The sequence below is a fragment of the Alteromonas sp. AO-Serp genome, assembly GCF_017849675.1.
Classification (GTDB): domain Bacteria; phylum Pseudomonadota; class Gammaproteobacteria; order Enterobacterales; family Alteromonadaceae; genus Alteromonas; species Alteromonas macleodii.
Genome location: NZ_JAFLMX010000130.1, coordinates 1 through 21685, shown reverse-complemented (window position 1 = coordinate 21685; position 21685 = coordinate 1). Strand labels below are relative to the sequence as shown.

The following is a 21685-nucleotide window of genomic DNA, read 5'->3' as shown; positions in this document are numbered from 1 at the left end:
ACATTCTGCAATTTCTACCATGGCACAGCAATTGATACAGAGATGATGCAATTAAAGACGCATTAACTTCAGATAAGAAGTCGATGGAATGTTAAAGAAGTAATGAGGATGAACTTATGAAAAACACACTTAAGACACTTACCGGACTTGCAGCTGTTGCCTCTATCAGTGCTATGGCTTCATTCGGTGCGCATGCTCAATCAAATCAAATTGAAGCAAAAGACAGTGGTTTTTATGTAGGTGGTAATTACGGTTACCTACGCGTTGAAGGTGAAGATGACTTTGACGATGACAAAGATGTTTGGCAAGGCCTTGTTGGATATAAATTCAATGAGTGGATTGCAATTGAAGGTGGTTACATCGATTTTGGTGATTACGGTAACGACCTTGCAGGTGCTGAAACAGACGGCTACACAGCGGCGATCAAGGGTATTCTTCCATTAACAGAGCGTTTTTCTCTCTACGCGAAAGCAGGTCAACTTTGGTCAGAAACCGAGTATAACTTTGCTGGCGTTTCACGTGATAACGATGACGAAAGCTTGTTTGTAGGCGCAGGTCTAAGCTACGCGATTACTAGTAACTTTTTAGTAAACGCCGAGTACACTGTTTATGATACAGAGCTTGATGCAGACGAAGCGTTTGATGACATTGACGACACCGATTTTGAAACCGATCTTAAGCAAGCCAGTATTGGTGTTGAGTATCGTTTCTAAGACATTTGTTGCCTCACGTTTAACAACGTGACTTAATGAGAATGCTAAAGCCTTGGCAACATTGCCAAGGCTTTTTACTTTTTGCTACCCATCTATTTTCTGGATGAGCTGCGCCAGTTCCTCAATTTTTGACACTGTCGTTTTAACTAAGTTGTCAATTTCATTGGATGAGGACTGGGAGTTACCTGCTAACGTTCGTACTTCATCAGCCACAACCGCAAACCCTCTTCCCATTTCACCTGCTCGTGCCGCTTCTATCGCTGCATTTAGCGCTAGCAAATTAGTTTGCTCAGAAATAGAATTAATTGTGCCCACTATATTACTTATAGTCTGGCTGGTAACCAGTAGCTCTTTCATAGAATCTTGAGTATCGTTCACCGCTTGTTTTCTAGAGGTGATATTAACGGCAAAAAAGACATAACGTGTTACTTGCCCGTTGAAGTTCTTAAGTGCGCTGATTCTCGCGTCAAAGGCAAGATAACGCCCAGCCACTTGAAACTCAGTAATTTTTGAAACAAAACCAGCGCTCTCTAGAGTAGACTTGTCCTCTGCAGAAAGACTATTCATTACCTCATTTGCAAATGATTCAGAGCTCATTACCCCGTTCAATGTGTCGCGTAGTAGTTTGTTTGCCTCAACGACTTCACCATTAGGCTTCATTTCAAGAAGAACAAGTGCACTGCCTATAGCTTTTAATTTGTTAGTAAAATCTAAAGCCATTTGCTTAACACGAGTAATATCAGCCTGAACCGCGATAAAGTTAACGAGTTTTTCTTCTTTGAAAACGGGGTTTATTGATAGTGAAGTCCAGTAAGGTGTACCGTCCTTTCTATAGTTAAGAATTTCATCATAAAATGCTTCGCGGTTTTTAATTTTTTGTCGTATCACATCCACAGTACGTTTATCGGTTTCCTCACCTTGTAAAAATGATCCAGGTTTCTTGCCTTTTACTTCGTCCAGCTCCCACCCCGTCAACCGGTAAAACCCGTTATTAACGTACTCTATGAGACCATCTGCATCAGATATAATAACGGCATTGTCTGTTTCGTTGGCAACCAGCGAAAGCATACGTTGTAACTCTCGCTGCTCTACTTCTTCTGTTACATCTTTAATAAATGCTGTGTAGAGGGTTCGGTCAGCCAGCCTTACTTTAGACAAAGACAGCCTGCCCCACAGGCTTCTACCGTCTTTCCGCTCCACTTTAACTTCGCGGCTGGTTCCGACAATTTTGTCTTGGCCTGTTTCTCTATTTGCGTTGACATAGTTATCGTGGTTCGCTTGAATCGCCTGAGGCACTAACATCTTCACATTTTGGCCAATTACTTCATCTCTTGTGTATCCCCATAGCTTCTCAGCGGATGCGTTGAACAAGGTTACGTTGTTGTTTTCATCGATACACACCACAGCATCTAACGCTTGCTCTAATGTTTGCTCCACTATTTCGCGAGACTCTCGCTCTTCTGTAACGTCTCGAACGAAAGCGGTGTAGTGCTTCTTTCCTGCAACAATAACCTGAGATAAAGCAAGCTGAACCCAAATTCGCTCCCCACTTTTTGTTTCTAATTCGACTTCTCGCGAGCTGCCAACGATTTTATTAACATTTGTTTGTCGATGAGAATTAACGTAATTGTCGTGATTTGCTTTGTGTTCGTGGGGAACCAATAGTTTGATATTTTTGCCTAGTACCTCGTTTGGCGTATAGCCCCATAACTTTTGAGCGGCATCGTTGTAAAACGTAATGTTGTTTTTTTCATCTATGGTAACTACAGCCAAGATTGATTGAGCAAGCGCCTGTTTCGCCGCATTTTCCTTTGAAAAAAACTTCATTTATCTAGACCTTCTCGTTAAATTTTTTAAGTTATATAGAAGATCTTTCCCTGTTTTTCCAACTGTGAATATTAAACTCGTTTCACAGTGAAAATATTACACATTGCGAACTGATACATCTTACACACGAGCTCAAAAACTCTAATTATCAATAAAAATCATTTACTTATATTTTTCGTTCTTACGTTTTATAGAGGTACAAATTCTGCAACAGAATACAAATAGTGAAAAATGAATAAATAGGAAACGTCACATGCAATCAGGAAAGAGTGTATTTCAACCCGGTCAAAACTGTTGGGTAGAGAGCAAGGCTCGTTTTTCTACACCTTTGATAGATTGCGGAAACTATTATAAAGCCTTGCACAGCTCTATCGTTAAAGCTAAGCACAGTATCTTCATTGTTGGATGGGATATAGATAGCCGCATTCGCTTGCTGAGAGGCGACGACGAAGCGAACAGTGAAGCGCCGAGCGTAATAAGTGATTTACTTAAGTGGAAAGCTGAGCAAAATCCTGACATTAAAATTTACCTGCTACGTTGGGACTCATCACTAGCCTTTTTCGCGCAGCGCGAAATGTGGGCGAAGGAAGTGTGGGAAGAAAAAACTCCAGACAATGTGCAAACCGAGCTCGATGACACGATTCCGATGGGCGGAAGTCAGCACCAAAAAATTGTGGTTATCGATGATGAACTCGTATTCTCAGGTGGAATGGATGTATCCACTAACCGCTGGGATACCCGTGACCATCCCGTAGTTTCAGAAGAGCGTGATGGGCCTGATGGGGAGTATGGTCCTCTTCATGATGTGCAAATGGTATCAAGTGGACCTGTAGTAGCCGACTTTTCAAAATTAGTTCGATGGAGGTGGCAGCGTGTTGCTGACTCTTCACCTATTGATATCCGCGAGGACGCGCGCATTGATGAAAATGCCCCGTTGCCTGATGCTTGGCCACAAGATTATCCTCCCCTTTTTGAAGACGTAGAGTGTGCACTTGCCAGAACAATTCCATTTATGGATGAGGTCGAGCCTGCTCAAGAGGTACGTCATATGCTGCTTGATCTTATCGGTGAAGCAGAGTCTGTAATCTACATTGAGAATCAGTTCACAACGCGTCAGGAGATCGCTGAAGCGCTAAATAAGCAGCTCAAACTGAAACCTAATCTTTCGGTCATTATCGTAAGTTCCTACGAGCCAAAAGGTAAGTTTGAATGCGAAGCATTTTGGGCAAGCCGCATAGAATTCAAGGAAATTTTAGAAAAAGGGATTGACCCTAAGCGAGTAAAACTGACTTATTCTTCAATTGAAGACATGCAAGGCCGCAAGGCATACAAGCGCATCCACTCCAAAGTGATGACCATCGATAACAAATACCTTGTTATCGGGTCATCAAACTTGAGTAATCGCTCAATGACGCTAGACACCGAAATCGACACGGTGTTGTTCGGTAACACTAAGGACAATCAGGCGTGTATTGAGCAAGTGAGAAACGACTTACTCGCAGAGCACACGGGACGCGATATTGATGCAATGCCAGCGTTATTCAACAATGAATATCCGGTTGAAGCATTAATGCAGGATCAGATAGCACACGGCTACGTACTTACCGAAGTTCGCGATGAGGTGTTTACCGAACAATCCGTTAAGAATGTGTTCAGAGCGTTATCTGACCCTGAAGAACCCCTTATTTCGGTGCCAACCTTTGATGGAGCTGCTATGCCTGCTCGTAACCCAAGACGTCGCAGTATTATGATTTTGATTGGTCTTGCCATCATTGCTGTTCTTGGCGGGCTTATGTTTTGGGCTAGCCAGTCCATACCATGGTTAAGTTCCGACAGCATTAACGCCTTTTTAGAGAAAAGTCGTGGAACCTACTTTGCTCTGCCTACCGTGTTGCTGGTTTATGTGGTCGGCGGCGTTTTATTCTTCCCGGTCACTGTACTGTCACTTGCTGTGGCTGCTATTTTTGGTCCTGTATGGGGGCCCATCTACGGCATCATGGGAGCACTAATGAGCTCTGCAATCATGTTTGGAATAGGCAAGCTATCAGGCAACGCGGGGCTTAGAAAAATTGGAGGTCCAAAGGTAGCTGCCGTTGATGAAAAACTAAAGCGTAGCGGTATCGTTGGCGTCGCGGCCATTCGAATGTTGCCTGTAGCGCCCTTTAGTTTGGTGAATTTGGTAGCGGGTATCTCATCTATTGGCATTTTCCAGTTTTTAGTGGGGACATTTTTAGGCATGTTCCCGCCCATGATTGCGAAAGGGCTTGTGGGTGATTCGATAGCACAAATTTGGCAGAACCCTTCTGTGGAAACCATTAGCTATTTAGTTGGCGGTATCGTTTTATGGGGCCTTATGATTTGGGGCTCGCAAAAATTTGCCCGCTACTACCAAGCTCGAAAGGAGTCGGGGAGTCAAGATACTGCCAGTGATAATAGTGACAAAGATGAGGTAGAGAAATGTGCCGCATAGTGACCTACAACATTCACAGCGGAATAGGTAGAGACAAAAAGCACGATTACAAACGCATAGGGCAATTCTTGGCAAACAGTGGCGCCGACGTGGTGCTGCTGCAAGAAATGGATACTCGTCCCTCTGAGCGAAGTACAACACAGGACGTTAAAGATATCTGCGCTGAAAACACGTTTAAGCTCATTCCATCACCAGCCATTAGGGAATCTGATGGCTGGTATGGCAACGCCATCCTAACTCGCTTTGACGTATTAGCGCACGATACACTGGATGTCAGCCAAAACGGGCGACAGCCTAGAAATGTTCAGATTGTAGAGCTCAAGACAGAGAAGACCCCCCTTACGGTGGTGAATACCCATAAGGGGCTTAAGAAGCTAGAACGTCGCTCACAGTTTTCTTTGCTTCATGAGCACCTTTCATTGAAGATGAAAGAGAAGCAAATCCCTCTAGTTCTAGCCGGTGATTTCAACGAGTGGCAGTTTTTCTCAAAAGCGTTTAAAGCACTTAACGAATTGCTATTACAGCAAAAAGTGGGGGCAACATTTCCAAGCCACTTTCCTGTATTTGCACTTGATAGAGTATGGGTGTCTGACGACATCAAGGTAAAAGCGTGCAGAAAATTAAAAAATGCGAAAACTCGAATCTTGTCAGATCATTTACCTGTGCTTGTTGATATTGAACTGCCCCAGAACGACTAACCCAGTGCTCTTTTGCACTTAACGGGTTGCATTATTCTCGTCGTACGCGAGATTTAGCCTCATCTTGTGTTGGCACAGTGCTACGCAGGTTGCGCTATGAACGATGAAGCGGCAAATTCTAACGTACCGCACCAGTGTTCCAGTGCGTTTTCTTGAGCCACTACTTTTCTGAGAATATCAATGATCGGACTGCTATCTAGCAGCGTCTTGGCACTCTTGTTTGTCGCAGCGAGTACAGTACGCTGCATTTCTGGCTGTGTTATTTTCAGTGATGAAACTAGGCCAGACTCCTTTAAATGAAAAATAGCTGATGTAGGAAGGATCATCACGCCTTCTCCCTGCATAACTTGCCTAAGGCCAGTCATGAGTTGTCCAGAATAGGCCAAATCGTGCTGCAAACTAACGCCCGTAGCTTTTTCATAGTCAGCAATTAGTTGACCCAATGCATCTTTGTTACCCGGTGATAGCAAAGGTAATTCACTGATTTCCCAAAAACGGATCGTCGTTCTATCTCGAAGCTTGGCGTATTGTTCACACGATGAGGAAGCAGAAAAAACCAAATGAAGATCTTCTTGAATTAGCGGTGTGACTCGCATGAATTTAGGGTCGACAGCTTGCTGATAAGTAAGCGCAACATCCACCTGCTTTGACTCAAGCCAATCATTAATGGTGTAAGACGGTCCAGTGCTGATTTCGACTTTGAGCCCTTTATGGTTCGCCGTTATCTCCGTGAGCAGCGGTAAAGAAAGCACATTGCCGATTGACGGTAGCATGCCTATTTTTACTACCTTCTTTTGTCCAGTTTGAAAGGCTTCCAATGCGGCCTTAACGTTGTCTATTTCGGTTAGCAGCTTTAATGCATGTTTATAAAAAACTTCGCCCGCCGATGTTAGGTTTACTCCCGAAAAACTTCTTTCAAGCAGCGTCGCTTTCATCTCTCTTTCTAAACTTGCCAACTGCTGACTAATGGCGGGTTGAGCGATATCCAATGCTCTCGCCGCCGCAGCAATACTACCCTTACGCACAGTCATAACAAAATAATGCAGCTGTTTTGAATGCACTTGCCCTCCTTACAAAGGTGGTGAGTTCTAGAACGGGAACGGTTTAATGAAGACGGCAGCAACGAATATGCCATTCCATTAAGTTATATGAAGCAAAATTGTAAAAATGGGCTAAAAGCAGTGGGCCATGAAAATCTTGTCTTCCCCCATACTTAAGTCTAATAGCATTAAATTAGCGCCCTGTGAGACAGCTCAATATTTTTCTTATACCCCTGAATAATCTTCTTTCTTCCTGCAAAGCCAAAGAGTTTTTAGCCTTGTTCTTGTACACGAGTGGCTAGACAACAATAACAAGATGCTTCTCGCATCAAAGTAGTGCTCGTGCGTGCCTAAAAAGAGTGCAGATTTTAATAATCCACACCCACAAAACTAAGTAGCAATAAGCACGATTGGGAACACAAATGAAACAGAAAAAGCTCCACACTGCAGTACGTTACGCACTTACCGGATTAACACTTTTCACTACTTCATTGCTTGTACAGGCGCAAGAAGTGACTGAAGAAACCACAGAAGCCAAAGACCTAGAACGCATTGCCGTTGTTGGTGCCCGCGGTGCACCGCGTTCAGTAACCAGCTCTCCTGTACCGGTCGATGTACTCACCGCCGAAGACGTTGAAGCCGTTGCGTTTACCGATATGAACAATGTCCTTATGACACTCGTTCCCTCTTATTCCGTAGGCCGTCAACCCATTTCCGACGGCGGAACATTTATCCGTCCAGCAACGCTTCGAGGTATGCCCACCGACAAAACGCTTGTTTTGGTTAACTCTAAACGTCGTCACAGGGCCGCGCTTGTTTCAATTGGCGGTTCTGGCACACAGGGGCCAGACATCGCAACAATTCCAACCGCAGCAATTCAAAGTGTTGAAGTGTTGCGCGACGGTGCAGCTGCGCAATATGGCTCAGATGCCATTGCAGGTGTTATCAACTTTCAATTAAAAAATAACACCGAAGGCGGCTCGTTCACTGCCGACTACGGCAGCTACTACGAAGGAGATGGTGATCAAATTACCGTTACTGGGAATAAAGGTTTCGCGTTAGGCGACGATGGCTTTTTCAGTATTTCAGCCGAATATTCTGACAGCGAAGCCACCTTTCGTGGTGAGCAATATTGTGAGCCATGGTTCTGTGTGGATGACCAGTCAGATCAATACATCGCTGATGCTACGGCCATGGCCAACAGCGTTCATGGTTCAGACGTAGTCCAACCATGGGGGCAACCAAATACAAGCGGGACGCGTGTTTTCTTTAACGCCGGTTACGCACTATCCAGTGAACTTGAACTCTACGCATTCGGTAACTATTCAGAAAGTGAAGGTGACGGTTCATTCTATTATCGCTATCCAGGCAATGGCACCATTGAAGACATTCGACTTGAGGACGGTTCAATCTGGAACCCGCTAGAGTTCTTCCCCGGTGGCTTCACGCCTCGTTTCTTCGGTGATGTGACTGACTACTCATTTGTTGGTGGTGTTAAGGGCATGTCGGGCGACCTTACTTATGATATCAGTGGTCGTTACGGCAATAATGAAATCTCTTACACACTAGCCAATACCATTAACCCGTCACTGGGTAACGAGTCACCTACTTCATTTAAGCCGGGTGCCTTAACCAACGAAGAAACACAGATTCAAGCTGACTTCACCTATGACTTGAACCAGTATGTTCTTGCCTTCGGTGCAAGTTACTTAGACGAGTCATACGAAATCTCTGAAGGCGAGCTAAGTTCCTATTTTGCAGGCTCTTACGCCACATCCGACCCTTGGGAGTTTTGTAACGACGACTACACCACTACGGCACTGGGCGCTGCTGTCATTGCTAACGGTTCAACTCTGAATTGTGCCAACTACACCAGTGCTGACAGTAACGACGATGGGGTTGAAGATGATGGATTCGCTGGAGTAGACGCCGTTTATACCGTTGTAGGCGTTGGCTCCAACGGCTTTCCTGGCTATTCACCAGACTATTCGGGCTCATACGAGCGTGACTCATATGCGGTATACACGGATATCTCTGGTGACATTACAGACGAGTTGTTTGCTCAGGCTGCGCTGCGTTATGAAGACTATTCTGACTTTGGCTCAGAAGTAGTATACAAAGTAGCAGGGTTCTATCAGTTTAGTGATGAAGTAGGCTTTAGGTCGTCTTTTGGCACTGGCTTTAGAGCTCCTACTCCAGGTCAGCAGGGCACCACCAACGTATCTACCCGTCTGCCCGATGGCTTCCCAGTAGCAACAGGTCTGTTCCCAGCCGGCGGCGAAGTAGCGCAGGCGCTTGGTGCCAACGAGCTTTCACCCGAAAAATCGACCAACTTTACGCTGGGCATGACTGCGAACTATGGCGATTTAACGCTCACTGTTGATTACTACAACATCAAGCTTGAAGACCGCCTTTACTCTGTGTCTACCCGAGATGTTTCCACCACTGTCGTTACCGATCCTCAAGCAGACGGTTATGACGCCTACCAAAACTATCTAGCCCTAGCAGGTGCCAATGTTTCTGGCGCCGAGTCCATTGGTGGTGTGTTCTTCTTCCAAAACGCTTTCGATACCGTAACCGAAGGCGTGGACGTTGTTGCTACTTACAAGATGGAATCGAGGTTTGGCGCAACCGTGCTAACCGGCTCTGTGAATTACAACAAAACAGAGTTCGATTCTGATCCGAGTGAATACTTGAACGCTGAGGATCAGTTCGACTTTGAAAATGGCCGCCCCGAAATGCGTGGTGTTTTCTCAGTTACCCACAGTTACGACGTGTGGTCTGCCGTTGCACGTCTTAGCTATTTTGGCGAATACGAAAATGCGGGAAGCGATGACGGGGTAAACGCCACGAATATTCAAACCTTCGGTGACGAATATATGTTCGATATAGAGGGCTCCTACCTTATTAACGAGAACCTCACCCTGTCAGTGGGGGTAAGAAATCTCTTCGACAATTACCCAGATGTAAGTACTAACGGCGACGCCTGTTGCGGTGAAGTCTATGACTCTGCCTCGGTGGTTGATTGGCAGGGAGGATATTACTACACCCGACTTGCAGCCCGTTTTTAACTGGCTCCTTGCAAACACCGACATAAGTCGGTGTTTGTGTATGTAGTTAACTGTATATAAGAAAAACTTAAAAGGTCATTCATGTTTAAAGCTGTTTCATGCGGAGTAAAAAGCAAATGGAAATAGAGCTACTGTGGTTTGTAGTTACTTTGTGTATAACTGGTGCCATTGCAGGTATCACGGCAGGTCTGTTTGGTAATGGCGGGGGATTTGTTGTCGTGCCTGCTCTTCTCGCTGTTTTTCCGTTTTTTACTCCTCCATCAGAAGCCCTCGTTAAGGTAGCCATCGGAACATCATTGGCATCCATTGTGGTATCAAGCGCTCGGTCAGTGATGGCGCATCGCGCTAAAGGCGCGGTGGATTTTGACATTCTTCGCTCATGGAGTATTTGGCTTATTCTTGGCGTTGGTGGCGGGCTGCTCATCGCAAACAACTCCAGCGCCAATGGTTTAACGGTCGTGTTCGCCGCTGGTGTTCTACTTTACTCCGTATACTTCCTTTTCCCTGAGTTCGTTGTAAGACCCGGGCTTGTTTTCGATATGCCTAAAGGCATAGGCAAAGCGGTTTTGGCGTTTGTTCTGGGTGGTTTCTCTGCTCTGCTTGGCATAGGCGGCGGTACGCCAACAGTAATCACTATGGTGATGTGCCAGCGCACCATTCAACAGGCTGTCGCGACCGCCGCAGGCGTCGGCTTTCTTATCGGGCTTCCAGGGGCCATTGGCTTTTTGTTTATGAAGCACCCTGAAACCGCCTCGTTGCCGGTAGGCACTATTGGCTACATCAATATACCTGCGCTTATTGCTATCAGTATTGGGGCAATCTTTACCGCTCCAATCGGAGCCAAAATGGCGCACAACTTCAGTGAAAAGAAGCTAAAGCGCTTATTTGGCATCTATCTCGTCATTGTTTCTAGCGCAATGTTCTATAAAGCCATTTAAAAGAAGAAGGAGACAACCCGTGAGTTATAACCGTTCAAGACGCTTGTTTATTGGTGGCACAGTTGCAGCGTCAGCAATAGGTGCGAGTGGCATAAGTCACCTTGTGAGCGCCCAATCTGTTAGCGCAAGCGCTTCCCCATCGTCTGTTATGTATGGACCAAAGCCTGGGGTTGCAAAGCTCAATGCCAATGAAAACCCGTTTGGGCCGAGCCCGAAAGCGCTAGACGCTATCGCAAAAGCATCGGCGGAAGGTGGAGCCTACTATGCTTATCCTGCCGCTATGACACTATTGGATATGATTGCCGAGCGCTATGGCATTACTCGAAAGCACATTTCTTTGAGCGCCGGTTCAAGCCCTATTCTTTCCTACGCCGCCCTTGCGGCCAGCAAGAACGGAATAATTCTGGGCCCGGACCTCTTTTGGGACACCACGTCTAAAGCACCTGAAAAACAAGGTGCGCCAGAAATAGTGAGAGTTGCTAATACGGCAGAGCTTGATATTGACCTTGATGCCATGTACGCCGCAATAGACGACTCTATTGGTATGGTGCACATTTGCAACCCGAACAATCCAACGGGAAAAGTGCTCGATCCGAATAAGCTTCGCGAATTCTGCATAAAAGCATCTAAAAAAACACTGGTGTTGGTCGACGAGGCATATAACGAGCTTATCGATGAGCCTCCTAAGCATTCAATGATTCCGCTCGTTAAAGCTGGTCATAATGTCATTGTAGCGAGAACCTTCTCAAAGATTTATGGCTTAGCAGGTATGCGCGTGGGCTATTTAATCGCATCAGAGGAAAACACTGAGTGGATCAATCGCTATGGCATGGGCGGCTATACATTGAATCAAGCAGGCCTTGCCGCGGCTATCGCCAGCTACAATGACGATGCCTTTTTAACTTTCTCTAAAGAGAAAATTTATGAAGGTAAATCTATGGTTATGGACGCAGTAAAAGCAAATGGATTGACAGCGCTACCTTCTAGTACTAACTTTATTTTTGTTAATTTAGGTGACGGCAACGCAGAGTACTTCCGCCAAGCCATGGCTGAACAGGACGTGCTGATTAGAGGAATCTACCGTACGTACGACAACTGGTCTCGCGTAAGTATGGGAAAAATTGGCGATGTAAAACGCTATGTTGATGCCATGCCCAATGCACTTGAAAAAATGTACACTATGCAAAATACTTAGCTGCAAGGGTGTGCATTGTCGGTCAATGCACACTTCGCTATTTATAGACTTAAATTTTCTGCTACTTCCTCGTTTACTCTCCTAGTCATTTTCAACTAAAAGTCTAATACGCATAAAAGTCACTTCTGTCATATACTCATTTTAAAGCGCCACTGCTCAAAGAATACGCTGATTGGAAAATTTTTACGGTATTGTTGCAGTAACGCTAAAGTTGCACATACTTTACTAAAAAGGCATCGCATTAAATGCCGCTCTAGGAGGCTGTAAATGTCAATTTCTGTATTAGTAGCTGATGATTCTAAGTTGTCGAGGCGTAGTGTGATTCGCTCACTTCCGCAAGATTTAGAGTATGACATCACCGAAGCAACAAACGGGCAAGAAGCCATAAATGCGCTGTCAGAAAGTGAATTTGCATTGGTACTTTTAGACCTAACCATGCCAGAAGTTGACGGCGTTGGTGTGTTGGAATTCTTGCACCAAAGGCCCGACGCCCCAAATGTAATTGTGATTAGCGCTGACTTTCAGCCAGAAAAACAGAAAATTGTCATGTCTCTGGGGGCAAAGCGCTTTTTACGCAAACCGCTTGATAAAGAAGAATTAGCAATGTCGTTGTTTGAGTTGGGGTATCTATGAGCATTGTACTACCACTAGACGAAGAGCAAAGAGATGCCCTTCAAGAACTCCTAAATATTTCCATGGGGCAAGCGGCTAACTCTCTTGCGCAGTTAATTGAAACCAAAATTGATATTTCTATCCCAAAAATCTCAGCGGTTACTCCCACCCAGCTTTACAGTCTCTTATTTGAAACCGAAGACGCTTTCTATACCCGTCAGTCTTTTTTAGGCGACGTACACGGCGAAGTGATGTCTGTGCTATCTCAAGCTGGATTGAGTGAGGTCGCAACGTTAATGGATTACGATGAACCATTAAGCAAAGAAGACATTCAAGAGATTATCTTGGAGCTTTGTAACATTTTGGCAGGTGCGTGTTTGGCTGGTCTTTCCGACCAGTTGGAGCTTACCACTAACTTGAACATGCCCACGTTATTCTTGCCCGATAAAGCGAACTTCGATGAGTTGCAATGGCAGCACAGCTTAGTGATGGAAGTGCAGTTTATTATCGCGATCTCGTCGTTTAGCATGCGCGTTGTTTTCTGCTTAGACGATGAATCTCTTGCACGCATGAAAGACACATTGGATGAGTTACTCGCATAATGTTTGAACAACTGGTAGGTAAATTACCAGTCGGAATTGGTATAGTCGATGAGAGCTTTAAGGTTGTTTATCTAAACGACTTCTTTTTAGATCGACTTCCTCACAATATGCGCGACTGCTATAAAGAAACGCCAGTTGTTGAGTTATTTCAAGGACAAGGTAAGTTTCTAAAACGCAGACTAAAGTCAGTTTTTGTACTGCAGCATCCTAGCTTTAGCTACTGGGAACAACGCCCCCACATCTTTCCGTTTAAGAGCTCTCGCCCTATAACGGGTGAAGAAACACAGATGTATCAAAACATGGAAATCTTGCCCATTAAAGACAAAAACACAGGGCAAAAATTGGCGTGTATTTTTCTGCAAGATGTGACCGCCCAAGCTAGCTATTTTAGAGCCCAGCAAAAGCTTTCTGAAGCTTTGAAGAAAGAACACGAAGCGCAAAAAAAGTTAATTCGCAAACTCGATACCGCACAGAGCCAGCTAATTCAGGCTGAGAAAATGGCTTCTACTGGTCAGCTAGCGGCGGGGATCGCCCACGAAATTAATAACCCTATTGGTTTTGTGAGCGCTAACCTCAATACACTTGAGCAATACGCAACTCACCTTATTGCGATCTGTGATGGCGTTCAGGAGCAACTCGAACACTTCACCGACGAACTTAAAGAGCAGATTGACGCACTGTTTGAGTCTAATCACTACGACTTGTTAAAGGACGATATTACTGAGCTAATTGCCGAATCGACAGATGGTCTTACCCGCGTAAAAGACATCGTCGAAAACCTTAAGAACTTTTCGCTGGAGACTACCGAAGGTGTGCAGATAGTAGATATCTGCGCCGTGTGTCACCAGCTGATCACGCTTATTTCCGCCCAGTACAGCACGCCCCAATATAAATTTGAATGTGAATTAGAGAAAGTGGAGGTAATGGGAAACCCTGGGCCGCTGAAACAGGCGCTAATGAACGTCATGATAAATGCAGCGCAGGCCATAGAAGATAGGGGCTTCATTAAACTTACTGTGCTCGATTCACCTACGTTGGTGACCATCAAAATACTGGACTCGGGTTGCGGTATTCCTACGAAACATCTAAAGCGAGTCTTTGAACCCTTCTTTACTACAAAGCCCGAAGGGCAAGGCCAAGGGCTGGGCCTTTCTGTGGCTTACACCGCCATCGAACAACATCAAGGTAAAATATCTATTAGCAGCAAAGAGGCAAAAGGAACCGTGGTAGAGATCACCATTCCGAAACAGCCTGCAGCACAGCCCCCGTCCAGTGAAGATAATGAAGAGAATAAAGAAAACGAAACGGAAAACTCTCAAACGGCCTAGAAAACAGATAGCCCAGTACAGAGTAGGACGTTGTTAATCCTCACTCTGTTTGTATGTCCTCTGACTGAACTAACAAGCAAGCTTTTTTACTTCACAGGCTTTAAATGTATACACACCCTTGCTGTTTAACGTCCGCGAAATGACTCCTTCATTAAGCAAGTAATTAAGGTGAGACAAACACTCTGCTACTGCAAACACCATGTTGCGACTAGAGAGCTTGCGCTTAAACATAACCGGTAATAACTCTACGACCGTTTGAGGTTGCTCGCAAGCATTTAACAGTGCTTTTAGGTGCTCGTGATGATGAGCAATAAGCGAATCTACTCGCTCATGCAGGCCGATAAAGGGTAGCTTGTGAGCAGGTAATACTGTCGCATCTTTGGGCAAATTCTTGAATTGCGGCAGCGTAGAAAGGTAGTCGTCTAAGGTGTTGGCATCAGGCTCTGTTGAGTAGGCGCCAATGTTTGGCGTGATAATCGGCAAAATATGATCGCCTGATATGAGAATATTTTTTTGCTTATTGTAAAGGCACGCATGCTCAGGAGAGTGGCCGCGGCCAATGATGATCTGCCATTCATTACCGCCAAGCGACAGCGTCATACCATGTTTTAGACGGGTGTAGCTAATGGGTAGTGGTGAAACAACGCTGCTGTAGCCATTGCCTTCACCAGAAGTAAGCTTTGCGATCATGGATTCGTCTAAACCTGCTCGCTGGTAATATTGCACATCCCGCTCATTCGTTGCGCCATTTCTTCCTGCCGCAAACGCTCTGGCAGTAAAGTACTCAATTTGAGACATATAAAAGGGGACGTTATACGTGTCGGCTATCCAGCCCGCTAACCCTACATGATCAGGATGTAAGTGCGTAACGATGACACCAACTATTGGCCCGTCTAATTGCTTGAATATACGCTCCCACAGCGCTTTGGTGGTGGACGTTCCTATGCCAGTATCAATGACCACCCAACCGCCTTCACCGCGGATCAGATACAAATTTATGTGGTCAAGTTCAAATGGGAGCGGCATTGTTAGCCAAAGAACACCATCGGCCACTTCTATTAGCTCGCCCGGCTCTACCTGTTTATCGAATAGATATTCCATATCGCCCTCACCTTTTCTATCGTGCATGGTCTAACGTGCACAAAGACTGTACGTTTTCGTTTTAACTCGCGCTGCTTACAAAAACAAACATATCTGTCGAATAGAGATCTATAGGAGTAGGTGATAACAAACGTTATACTAAGCCTACTGCCGTTTCTCGTGCACAGTGGTAGCGCATTTTTATTGCACCTTTGCGCCAGTTATTGAACAGATAACGGTAATGCGAGTTTATAAAACGTACACGCCCATGAGGCTATTTAAAGAAATTAACGTCAACAAAGCCGGTTAGTAAATTAGATTCATGTCAGCCTCAACAATACAACAAGGGTTCATACTCAATAAAAGTACGTTTACCCGGCGAGGCAAGGTGTATGTTGAGCTATGGGTTAAAACGCCCAGTAGCACCGCTAGGTTAATTTCTTCACCCCAATACCCCACTTGCTTTGTATCTGTTGATCACGCCAATGATTTACGCAATATCGCCGAGCGTATTTCTGCAAAGATCAGTATTTCAGATGACGGGTTTCACACGCTGGAACAAGTTCCTGTTGCGACGGTAAAAACCGCAACCGAATCACACATGCATCAGCTTCGCCAGCATGCGCAGGAAAGCAGTATTGTATTGTACGAAGCCGATATTCGCGTTGCCGATCGCTACTTAATGGAGCGCTTTGTGTATGGCGCGGTGGAATTCCTGGCCCCGCAAGATTTCGACGATACGCCTCAGATCGTTATAGAAAATGCGCAAATCAGACCCTGTCAATTCAGAACCACATTTACATCGCTAAGCATAGACATCGAATGCAATGAGCATGAAGAACTCTTTAGCATTGCGTTAGCCGGTGAAGGACTCAACGTTGTGCTGCTTTTATGCCCGCCACGTTTTGTTGGGCAAACATTGCAAGGACAAAAAGACAGCGCGTACGAGCTCATTACCGTTGAATCAGAAAAAGCATTGCTTGAAGCATTTTTTTCATATCTTACATCCTACGACCCAGATATCATTTTAGGCTGGAATGTTAAACAGTTCGATATGGCGGTACTTGAACGCCGCGCTAGGGCTAACTCGCTAAAGTATGCTATCGGCCGCCACAGCCGAGAGGCTTCTGTAAGGCAGTGGGAGGATCAAACCCTCGTGGATGTGCCAGGACGATGCGTTATTGATGGTATCGAAGCTCTAAAAACAATGACTTATCAATTCGAGTCGTTCTCGCTCGATCACGTATCTGAAGAACTGCTTGGCGAAAATAAGCTTATTCAAGCTGCCGACAAGCTTGAAGCGATAAAGCGTCTTTATCATAGCGATCCCGTTGCACTCGCTAACTATAACTTTAAAGATACGGAACTGGTCAATCGCATTCAGGATAAAACCCAATTTATCGATTTTCTGGCGCTGCGCAGTATTCTTACCGGCCTAGATATGAGTCGCCCCGGGGGGTCAGTGGCCGCGTTTTTAAATGTGTACTTGCCTAAGCTTCACCGCAAGTCTTATGTCGCGGGGGTAAGACCTGAAAATGGAGGCTTGGCTAGTCCGGGTGGTTATGTCATGCGTTCCCAGCCAGGTTTATATAAAGACGTTTTAGTCCTAGATTTTAAGAGCCTGTATCCTTCCATCATTCGTACATTTAAGATCGATCCGTTGGGACTAGCGGAAGGGCTTAAGTCCCCTGACACGGCGATTGAAGGTTTTAAAGGCGCAGTATTTAGCCGCGAATCTCATTTTCTACCTTCCATCATTGAAAACCTATGGCTTCAGCGCGACGAAGCCAAAAAACAGAAAGACGCACCGCGCTCTCAGGCCATCAAAATATTAATGAACTCCTTCTATGGTGTGCTTGGTAGTGGCGGTTGCCCTTTCTACGATCCTCGCCTTGCTAGCTCTATTACACTGCGGGGTCATGAGATCATGCAAACCACTGCGGGTTGGATTGAAGAACTGGGCTATACGGTTATTTACGGCGATACCGACTCAACATTTGTTCATGTAGAAGGTAATGATGCACTGGGTACGCCCCCAGAGACTGGACTTGAGCTCGCTAGCATTATTAATCGAAAGTGGACAGAGTTACTAAAAAGTGAGTTCGACATTGATTGCCACTTAGAAATTGAGTTTGAATCTCACTTTTCTACGTTTTTTATGCCGACGATCCGAGGCTCTTCCGAAGGCAGCAAAAAACGTTACGCAGGAATGAAGGGCGGTGAACTTGTCTTTAAAGGCTTAGAAAATGTCCGCTCTGATTGGACGGTACTAGCTAAAACCTTCCAGTACGAACTGTACAAAAAAGTGTTTACTGGACAGCCTGTTGAAGACTACATAAATAGCACGATAGCAGCGATAAAGTCCGGTGAAATGGATCACGCTTTGGTCTATAAAAAGCGGCTGCGAAAGCCTTTGTCGTCGTATACCAAGTCGCTGCCTCCCCACGTAAGGGCAGCGCGATTAGCCGACGAGTACTATAAAGAACAGGGGTTGCCACTTCGCTATCAGTTTAATACTACCATTGCTTATGTTATTACGGTACAGGGCCCTCAAACCGCAGAAACCGCCACGGCCCCCCTTCAATATGACCACTATATTGAAAAGCAAATCCAACCCATTGCCGATAGTATCTTGCCTCTTATCGGCCTGAATTTTGAGACAATAGCGAACGATCAACTCTCGCTGTTTTAATCTCATTAATGGGGTTCTATCTATATCTGAGATCAGCTTAAGTTTGACGTATGAAGATCTTGCAAACACTGCGACAATTTAACATAGCAATAACATTGAAATCCTTGCCTTAAATTTTTATTACCTCACTAAATCAGTTAGTTATGCATTTGGCACATTCAATGAATAATGAATTACGTAAGTCATTAGCGGTGTCAGATTGAAACTTACTTCCAATCTGCACCTATGTTGAGGTCTGTGGACCTAGTGGTTAGGGCAATTGAACGCCCGAGTTCACTGTAAAAGCCAGAAGGAATTTGATTATGAAGATCACAAAACTAAGTATGATTACCAGTGCTGTTATTGCTGCAACACTATCTGCTTCAGCAGTAGCAGGCCACCACGAAGAGAAGATCTCGATGGGATTTAACGCAATGGATAAGGATGGAAACGGCTATATCGTCGGTTCAGAGTCTTCAGGCGTTATTGACAGTAAGCTTCTTGCAAAAATGGATACCGATGGTGACAGCATGATTAGCCGTGTTGAATTCAACAAGTTTGTTGATGAAAAACCATCAATGTTTAGCGACGACATCATTACTCAGGTGAAAACTGAAGGCACCAATGACGCTCTACTCTCGGAAAAGGGCAACCCTGAATTATTCTCTAAAGCAGACAGTGAAATGATATCAGAGAAGAATAAGGAGCTTCGTACTGAAATGTCAGCCACAGCCGACAATAAGTTTACTGAAATCGATGTAGACAGCGACGGTAAGCTTACAGCCGAGGAGTTAAAGGTTGCACATGTCGAAGGTGACTTTGAGATGATGGACGCAAATGGCGATTCTTACGTTACCCGTATGGAATATCGTGCCTACTTCGAAGGTATTGAGTCTGAATAGACACTCACCTTTCGTAAAGTAAAAATTTTAGGAAGCCTCCTTCGTCGGAGGCTTTTTTGTTTCATTAAAGTCGAGACAATTTTCTTTAGACATCAAATACATTGTCACTTTTGGTTATTACTCTCCTTTCAGCGTGTACGACGAGTCACACAAATTCATCGTTGAATAACCCCATATACGACTAACATCTTGTCGACAAAACCCGTTTGCAACAATATTGTTAATAAAGATTGAATTATTTGTTTTATTCGTTGCGTATTCAGCATTTACTGCAATTGTTGCCATTGGTTATTTGGAACCAAAAGCCGAAACAGCCAACTCTATTATTTATATATAAATCAGATGCGTACGCGCATGGAGGCAAGATATGATGGAATCAAAATTTACACCGAACTCACTACTCCCTCTTCAGAAAAGTGAGTTTACTGGCTCTGATGACGCTGAGCTGACGTCGCTCACTATCGGTCAGTATTTCAAAAATGTTGTCGACAATTATGGCGATAACCCAGCGATTATTGTAAAACATCAAGACGTTAGCTGGACCTATCAGCAGTATTGGTATGAAGTAGAACGTGTTGCTTGCGGCTTACTTGCAAACGGTGTAGAACCTGGCGACCGTGTGGGTATATGGTCTCCGAACAATATCGAATGGTCGATCGTACAGATGGCCACTGCGCGGATCGGGGCGATCATGGTATGCCTGAACCCTGCTTATCGTCCTGCTGAATTAGCGTTTGCTATTAATAACGTTTCCGTAAAATACTTAGTCATGGCGCAGTCATTCAAGCAGTCAAATTACGTCGCCATGTTGAAAGAGCTTGCGCCAGAAATAGACAGCCAAGTTAAGAACACACCAAGGCGTCCTCTAACGCTTTCTAAGTTGCCTTCACTTAAATATGTATACACTATTGGCGATAAGCCTGTAGAAGGATTACAGGCTTTTTCTGCATTACAAATAGAACCAACGGAAGCGCTTAAATCTCAGTTGGAGGCCGTTGAATCGAACCTTAGCGCGGATGATAACATCAATATTCAGTTTACCTCTGGCACGACGGGAAATCCGAAAGGCGCAACGTTAACGCACCGAAACATTCTAAATAATGGGCTATTAGTATCACAAGCAATGAGGTTCACACACAAAGACAAACTTTGTATTCCCGTTCCGCTTTACCACTGCTTTGGAATGGTATTGGGCAACTTAGTTTGCTTAGCATCAGGTGCATGCGCAGTATTCCCCGGGGAGTCATTCGACCCTGAGACAACACTCCGTACAGTAGAAAAAGAAAAGTGCACGGGATTACATGGCGTACCAACCATGTTTATTGCCGAACTCGAACTATCCAACTTTAAGAGCTTTGATCTATCAACACTAAGAACCGGCGTTATGGCAGGTAGTACCTGTCCAGAAGAGCTCATGCGAAAGGTCCATAGTGAATTTCATATGACAGAAGTCGTCATAGGTTATGGTCAGACAGAGTGTAGCCCTATCAATCATATTACTGACATTGACTCGCCATTTGAAAAGCAGGTCAAAACTGTTGGACGCGCTATGCCCCATACAGAAGTGAAGATCATAGATCCCCAAGGCAATACGGTGCCTATTGGAGAGCCGGGTGAGATTTGCGCGAGAGGCTACTGTGTAATGAAAGGTTATTGGGGTGATGAGGTTAAGACAAAAGCCACCATAGACGATGAAGGTTGGCTCCATTCTGGTGATCTCGGAGAAATGGATGAAGAAGGCTACGTCACAATAGTTGGTAGAATAAAGGACATGATTATTCGCGGCGGCGAAAACATTTATCCACGAGAAATTGAAGAAGTCTTGTATCAACATGCGGATGTGTCAGACGCCGCTGTCTTTGGTATTCCTGACAACAAATATGGCGAGCAAGTATGCCTATGGATTAAGGCAAAGGAAAATCGACATATAGACGAAGATCAGATACGCGACTACCTGAAATCCAAACTAGCCTACTTTAAAGTACCCAAATACATCAGCGTAGTGAAAGAGTACCCCATGACGGTAACAGGGAAGCTTCAGAAGTTTAAAATGCGCGAATACATGATAGAAACACTGAAGAAGCAAGCCCTACAAACCGAAGCATAATCCCAGCAAATAGTGGGGTCAGAGTACATTTCGAAAATTGGGGTCAGAGTACTTTTTAAAAGATAGCGCTTTAAAGTACACTAACCCTACATTCGTATTTCCAACGCTTGCACCTACAGTCTGTACCTATCTACCGTATTTTCAAACTGCCTGTTATATACCCTAGAGAGTTAAAGAGCTCGGATTATTTAGTTAGCCCACAATAATGGGGTCAGAGTACATTTCTTTTTTTAACGAGAGTGAGAGCCAAAAAGTATTCTGCCCCAAATTTGCGGTTTTGCTGAGGGGATTGGGGATTAATGTACTCTGACCCCATTATTTTTCTTTCTTCCAAACGCAAAAAACCCGCCGTTAGGCGGGTTTCTTTAATTGGGACCTGGCAGTGTCCTACTCTCACATGGGGAAGCCCCACACTACCATCGGCGCTAATA

General features: G+C 44.8%; 16 protein-coding genes. 12 read left to right on the top strand and 4 right to left on the bottom strand.

Annotation, left to right across the window (positions count from 1 at the left end; genetic code table 11):
* Positions 1–116: 116 nt before the first annotated feature.
* Positions 117–713 carry a porin family protein gene (locus QVA83_RS09735; protein WP_014949483.1) on the top strand — a complete coding sequence of 199 codons (597 nt, stop codon included), beginning with the start codon at positions 117–119 and terminating at the stop codon, positions 711–713.
* A gap of 84 nt (positions 714–797) precedes the next feature.
* On the opposite strand, the gene QVA83_RS09730 is transcribed toward QVA83_RS09735, so the two are convergent.
* On the bottom strand, positions 798–2540 hold the full coding sequence (locus QVA83_RS09730) for a PAS domain S-box protein (RefSeq protein ID WP_287498414.1): 1743 nt from the start codon (positions 2538–2540) through the stop codon (positions 798–800).
* Between the two features lie 253 nt (positions 2541–2793).
* Between QVA83_RS09730 and QVA83_RS09725 the strand changes: the two genes are divergently transcribed.
* A complete protein-coding gene (locus tag QVA83_RS09725; RefSeq protein WP_287498413.1) occupies positions 2794–5010 on the top strand; it encodes a VTT domain-containing protein in 2217 nt (738 codons plus the stop codon).
* Positions 4998–5708 carry an endonuclease/exonuclease/phosphatase family protein gene (locus tag QVA83_RS09720; protein WP_287498412.1) on the top strand — a complete coding sequence of 237 codons (711 nt, stop codon included), beginning with the start codon at positions 4998–5000 and terminating at the stop codon, positions 5706–5708. Before QVA83_RS09725 ends, QVA83_RS09720 begins: the two co-directional genes overlap by 13 nt.
* An 80-nt stretch (positions 5709–5788) precedes the next feature.
* On the opposite strand, the gene QVA83_RS09715 is transcribed toward QVA83_RS09720, so the two are convergent.
* Positions 5789–6769 (bottom strand): LysR family transcriptional regulator, encoded by a 981-nt coding sequence (locus tag QVA83_RS09715; RefSeq protein WP_287498411.1) that lies wholly within the window; start codon positions 6767–6769, stop codon positions 5789–5791.
* A gap of 401 nt (positions 6770–7170) precedes the next feature.
* On the opposite strand from QVA83_RS09715, the gene QVA83_RS09710 reads away from it, so the two are divergent.
* From QVA83_RS09710 to QVA83_RS09685, 6 genes are all read left to right on the top strand, one after another.
* The gene (locus tag QVA83_RS09710) at positions 7171–9819 is read left to right on the top strand and encodes a TonB-dependent receptor plug domain-containing protein (RefSeq protein ID WP_287498410.1); all 2649 of its coding nucleotides are present in this window, start codon (positions 7171–7173) and stop codon (positions 9817–9819) included.
* Between the two features lie 116 nt (positions 9820–9935).
* Positions 9936–10757 (top strand): sulfite exporter TauE/SafE family protein, encoded by an 822-nt coding sequence (locus QVA83_RS09705; RefSeq protein ID WP_014949489.1) that lies wholly within the window; start codon positions 9936–9938, stop codon positions 10755–10757.
* A 19-nt stretch (positions 10758–10776) separates the two neighbouring features.
* Positions 10777–11952, top strand: coding sequence for a pyridoxal phosphate-dependent aminotransferase (locus QVA83_RS09700; protein WP_287498409.1), 1176 nt, complete (start codon positions 10777–10779; stop codon positions 11950–11952).
* A 267-nt stretch (positions 11953–12219) separates the two neighbouring features.
* On the top strand, positions 12220–12585 hold the full coding sequence (locus QVA83_RS09695; protein WP_014949491.1) for a response regulator: 366 nt from the start codon (positions 12220–12222) through the stop codon (positions 12583–12585).
* The gene (locus QVA83_RS09690; RefSeq protein ID WP_014949492.1) at positions 12582–13166 is read left to right on the top strand and encodes a chemotaxis protein CheX; all 585 of its coding nucleotides are present in this window, start codon (positions 12582–12584) and stop codon (positions 13164–13166) included. The genes QVA83_RS09695 and QVA83_RS09690 overlap by 4 nt, the downstream gene beginning before the upstream one ends.
* Positions 13166–14494 (top strand): sensor histidine kinase, encoded by a 1329-nt coding sequence (locus QVA83_RS09685; protein WP_287498408.1) that lies wholly within the window; start codon positions 13166–13168, stop codon positions 14492–14494. The genes QVA83_RS09690 and QVA83_RS09685 overlap by 1 nt, the downstream gene beginning before the upstream one ends.
* Positions 14495–14563: 69 nt before the next feature.
* Here the strand turns inward: QVA83_RS09685 and QVA83_RS09680 are convergent, their stop codons facing one another.
* Entirely contained in the window at positions 14564–15595 is a 1032-nt protein-coding gene (locus QVA83_RS09680) for an MBL fold metallo-hydrolase (protein WP_069944954.1), read from the bottom strand.
* Between the two features lie 301 nt (positions 15596–15896).
* Between QVA83_RS09680 and QVA83_RS09675 the strand changes: the two genes are divergently transcribed.
* From QVA83_RS09675 to QVA83_RS09665, 3 genes are all read left to right on the top strand, one after another.
* Complete coding sequence (locus QVA83_RS09675; protein ID WP_287498407.1) at positions 15897–18266, top strand: DNA polymerase II; 2370 nt, start codon at positions 15897–15899, stop codon at positions 18264–18266.
* A 302-nt stretch (positions 18267–18568) separates the two neighbouring features.
* The gene (locus QVA83_RS09670) at positions 18569–19147 is read left to right on the top strand and encodes an EF-hand domain-containing protein (protein WP_287498406.1); all 579 of its coding nucleotides are present in this window, start codon (positions 18569–18571) and stop codon (positions 19145–19147) included.
* 367 nt (positions 19148–19514) lie between these two features.
* Positions 19515–21254 (top strand): AMP-binding protein, encoded by a 1740-nt coding sequence (locus tag QVA83_RS09665; RefSeq protein ID WP_069944957.1) that lies wholly within the window; start codon positions 19515–19517, stop codon positions 21252–21254.
* Positions 21255–21465: 211 nt separating this feature from the next.
* Here the strand turns inward: QVA83_RS09665 and QVA83_RS09660 are convergent.
* A partial coding sequence (locus QVA83_RS09660) for a hypothetical protein (RefSeq protein ID WP_287498405.1) occupies positions 21466–21685 on the bottom strand: 220 nt, incomplete at its 5' end.

Coding starts and splice junctions, on each gene's coding strand:
- QVA83_RS09670 (WP_287498406.1), top strand. CDS start 18,569: ATGAAGATCACAAAACTAAGTATGATTACCAGTGCTGTTATTGCTGCA.
- QVA83_RS09720 (WP_287498412.1), top strand. CDS start 4,998: ATGTGCCGCATAGTGACCTACAACATTCACAGCGGAATAGGTAGAGAC.
- QVA83_RS09705 (WP_014949489.1), top strand. CDS start 9,936: ATGGAAATAGAGCTACTGTGGTTTGTAGTTACTTTGTGTATAACTGGT.
- QVA83_RS09665 (WP_069944957.1), top strand. CDS start 19,515: ATGATGGAATCAAAATTTACACCGAACTCACTACTCCCTCTTCAGAAA.
- QVA83_RS09690 (WP_014949492.1), top strand. CDS start 12,582: ATGAGCATTGTACTACCACTAGACGAAGAGCAAAGAGATGCCCTTCAA.
- QVA83_RS09685 (WP_287498408.1), top strand. CDS start 13,166: ATGTTTGAACAACTGGTAGGTAAATTACCAGTCGGAATTGGTATAGTC.
- QVA83_RS09680 (WP_069944954.1), bottom strand. CDS start 15,595: ATGGAATATCTATTCGATAAACAGGTAGAGCCGGGCGAGCTAATAGAA.
- QVA83_RS09730 (WP_287498414.1), bottom strand. CDS start 2,540: ATGAAGTTTTTTTCAAAGGAAAATGCGGCGAAACAGGCGCTTGCTCAA.
- QVA83_RS09735 (WP_014949483.1), top strand. CDS start 117: ATGAAAAACACACTTAAGACACTTACCGGACTTGCAGCTGTTGCCTCT.
- QVA83_RS09725 (WP_287498413.1), top strand. CDS start 2,794: ATGCAATCAGGAAAGAGTGTATTTCAACCCGGTCAAAACTGTTGGGTA.
- QVA83_RS09695 (WP_014949491.1), top strand. CDS start 12,220: ATGTCAATTTCTGTATTAGTAGCTGATGATTCTAAGTTGTCGAGGCGT.
- QVA83_RS09675 (WP_287498407.1), top strand. CDS start 15,897: ATGTCAGCCTCAACAATACAACAAGGGTTCATACTCAATAAAAGTACG.
- QVA83_RS09710 (WP_287498410.1), top strand. CDS start 7,171: ATGAAACAGAAAAAGCTCCACACTGCAGTACGTTACGCACTTACCGGA.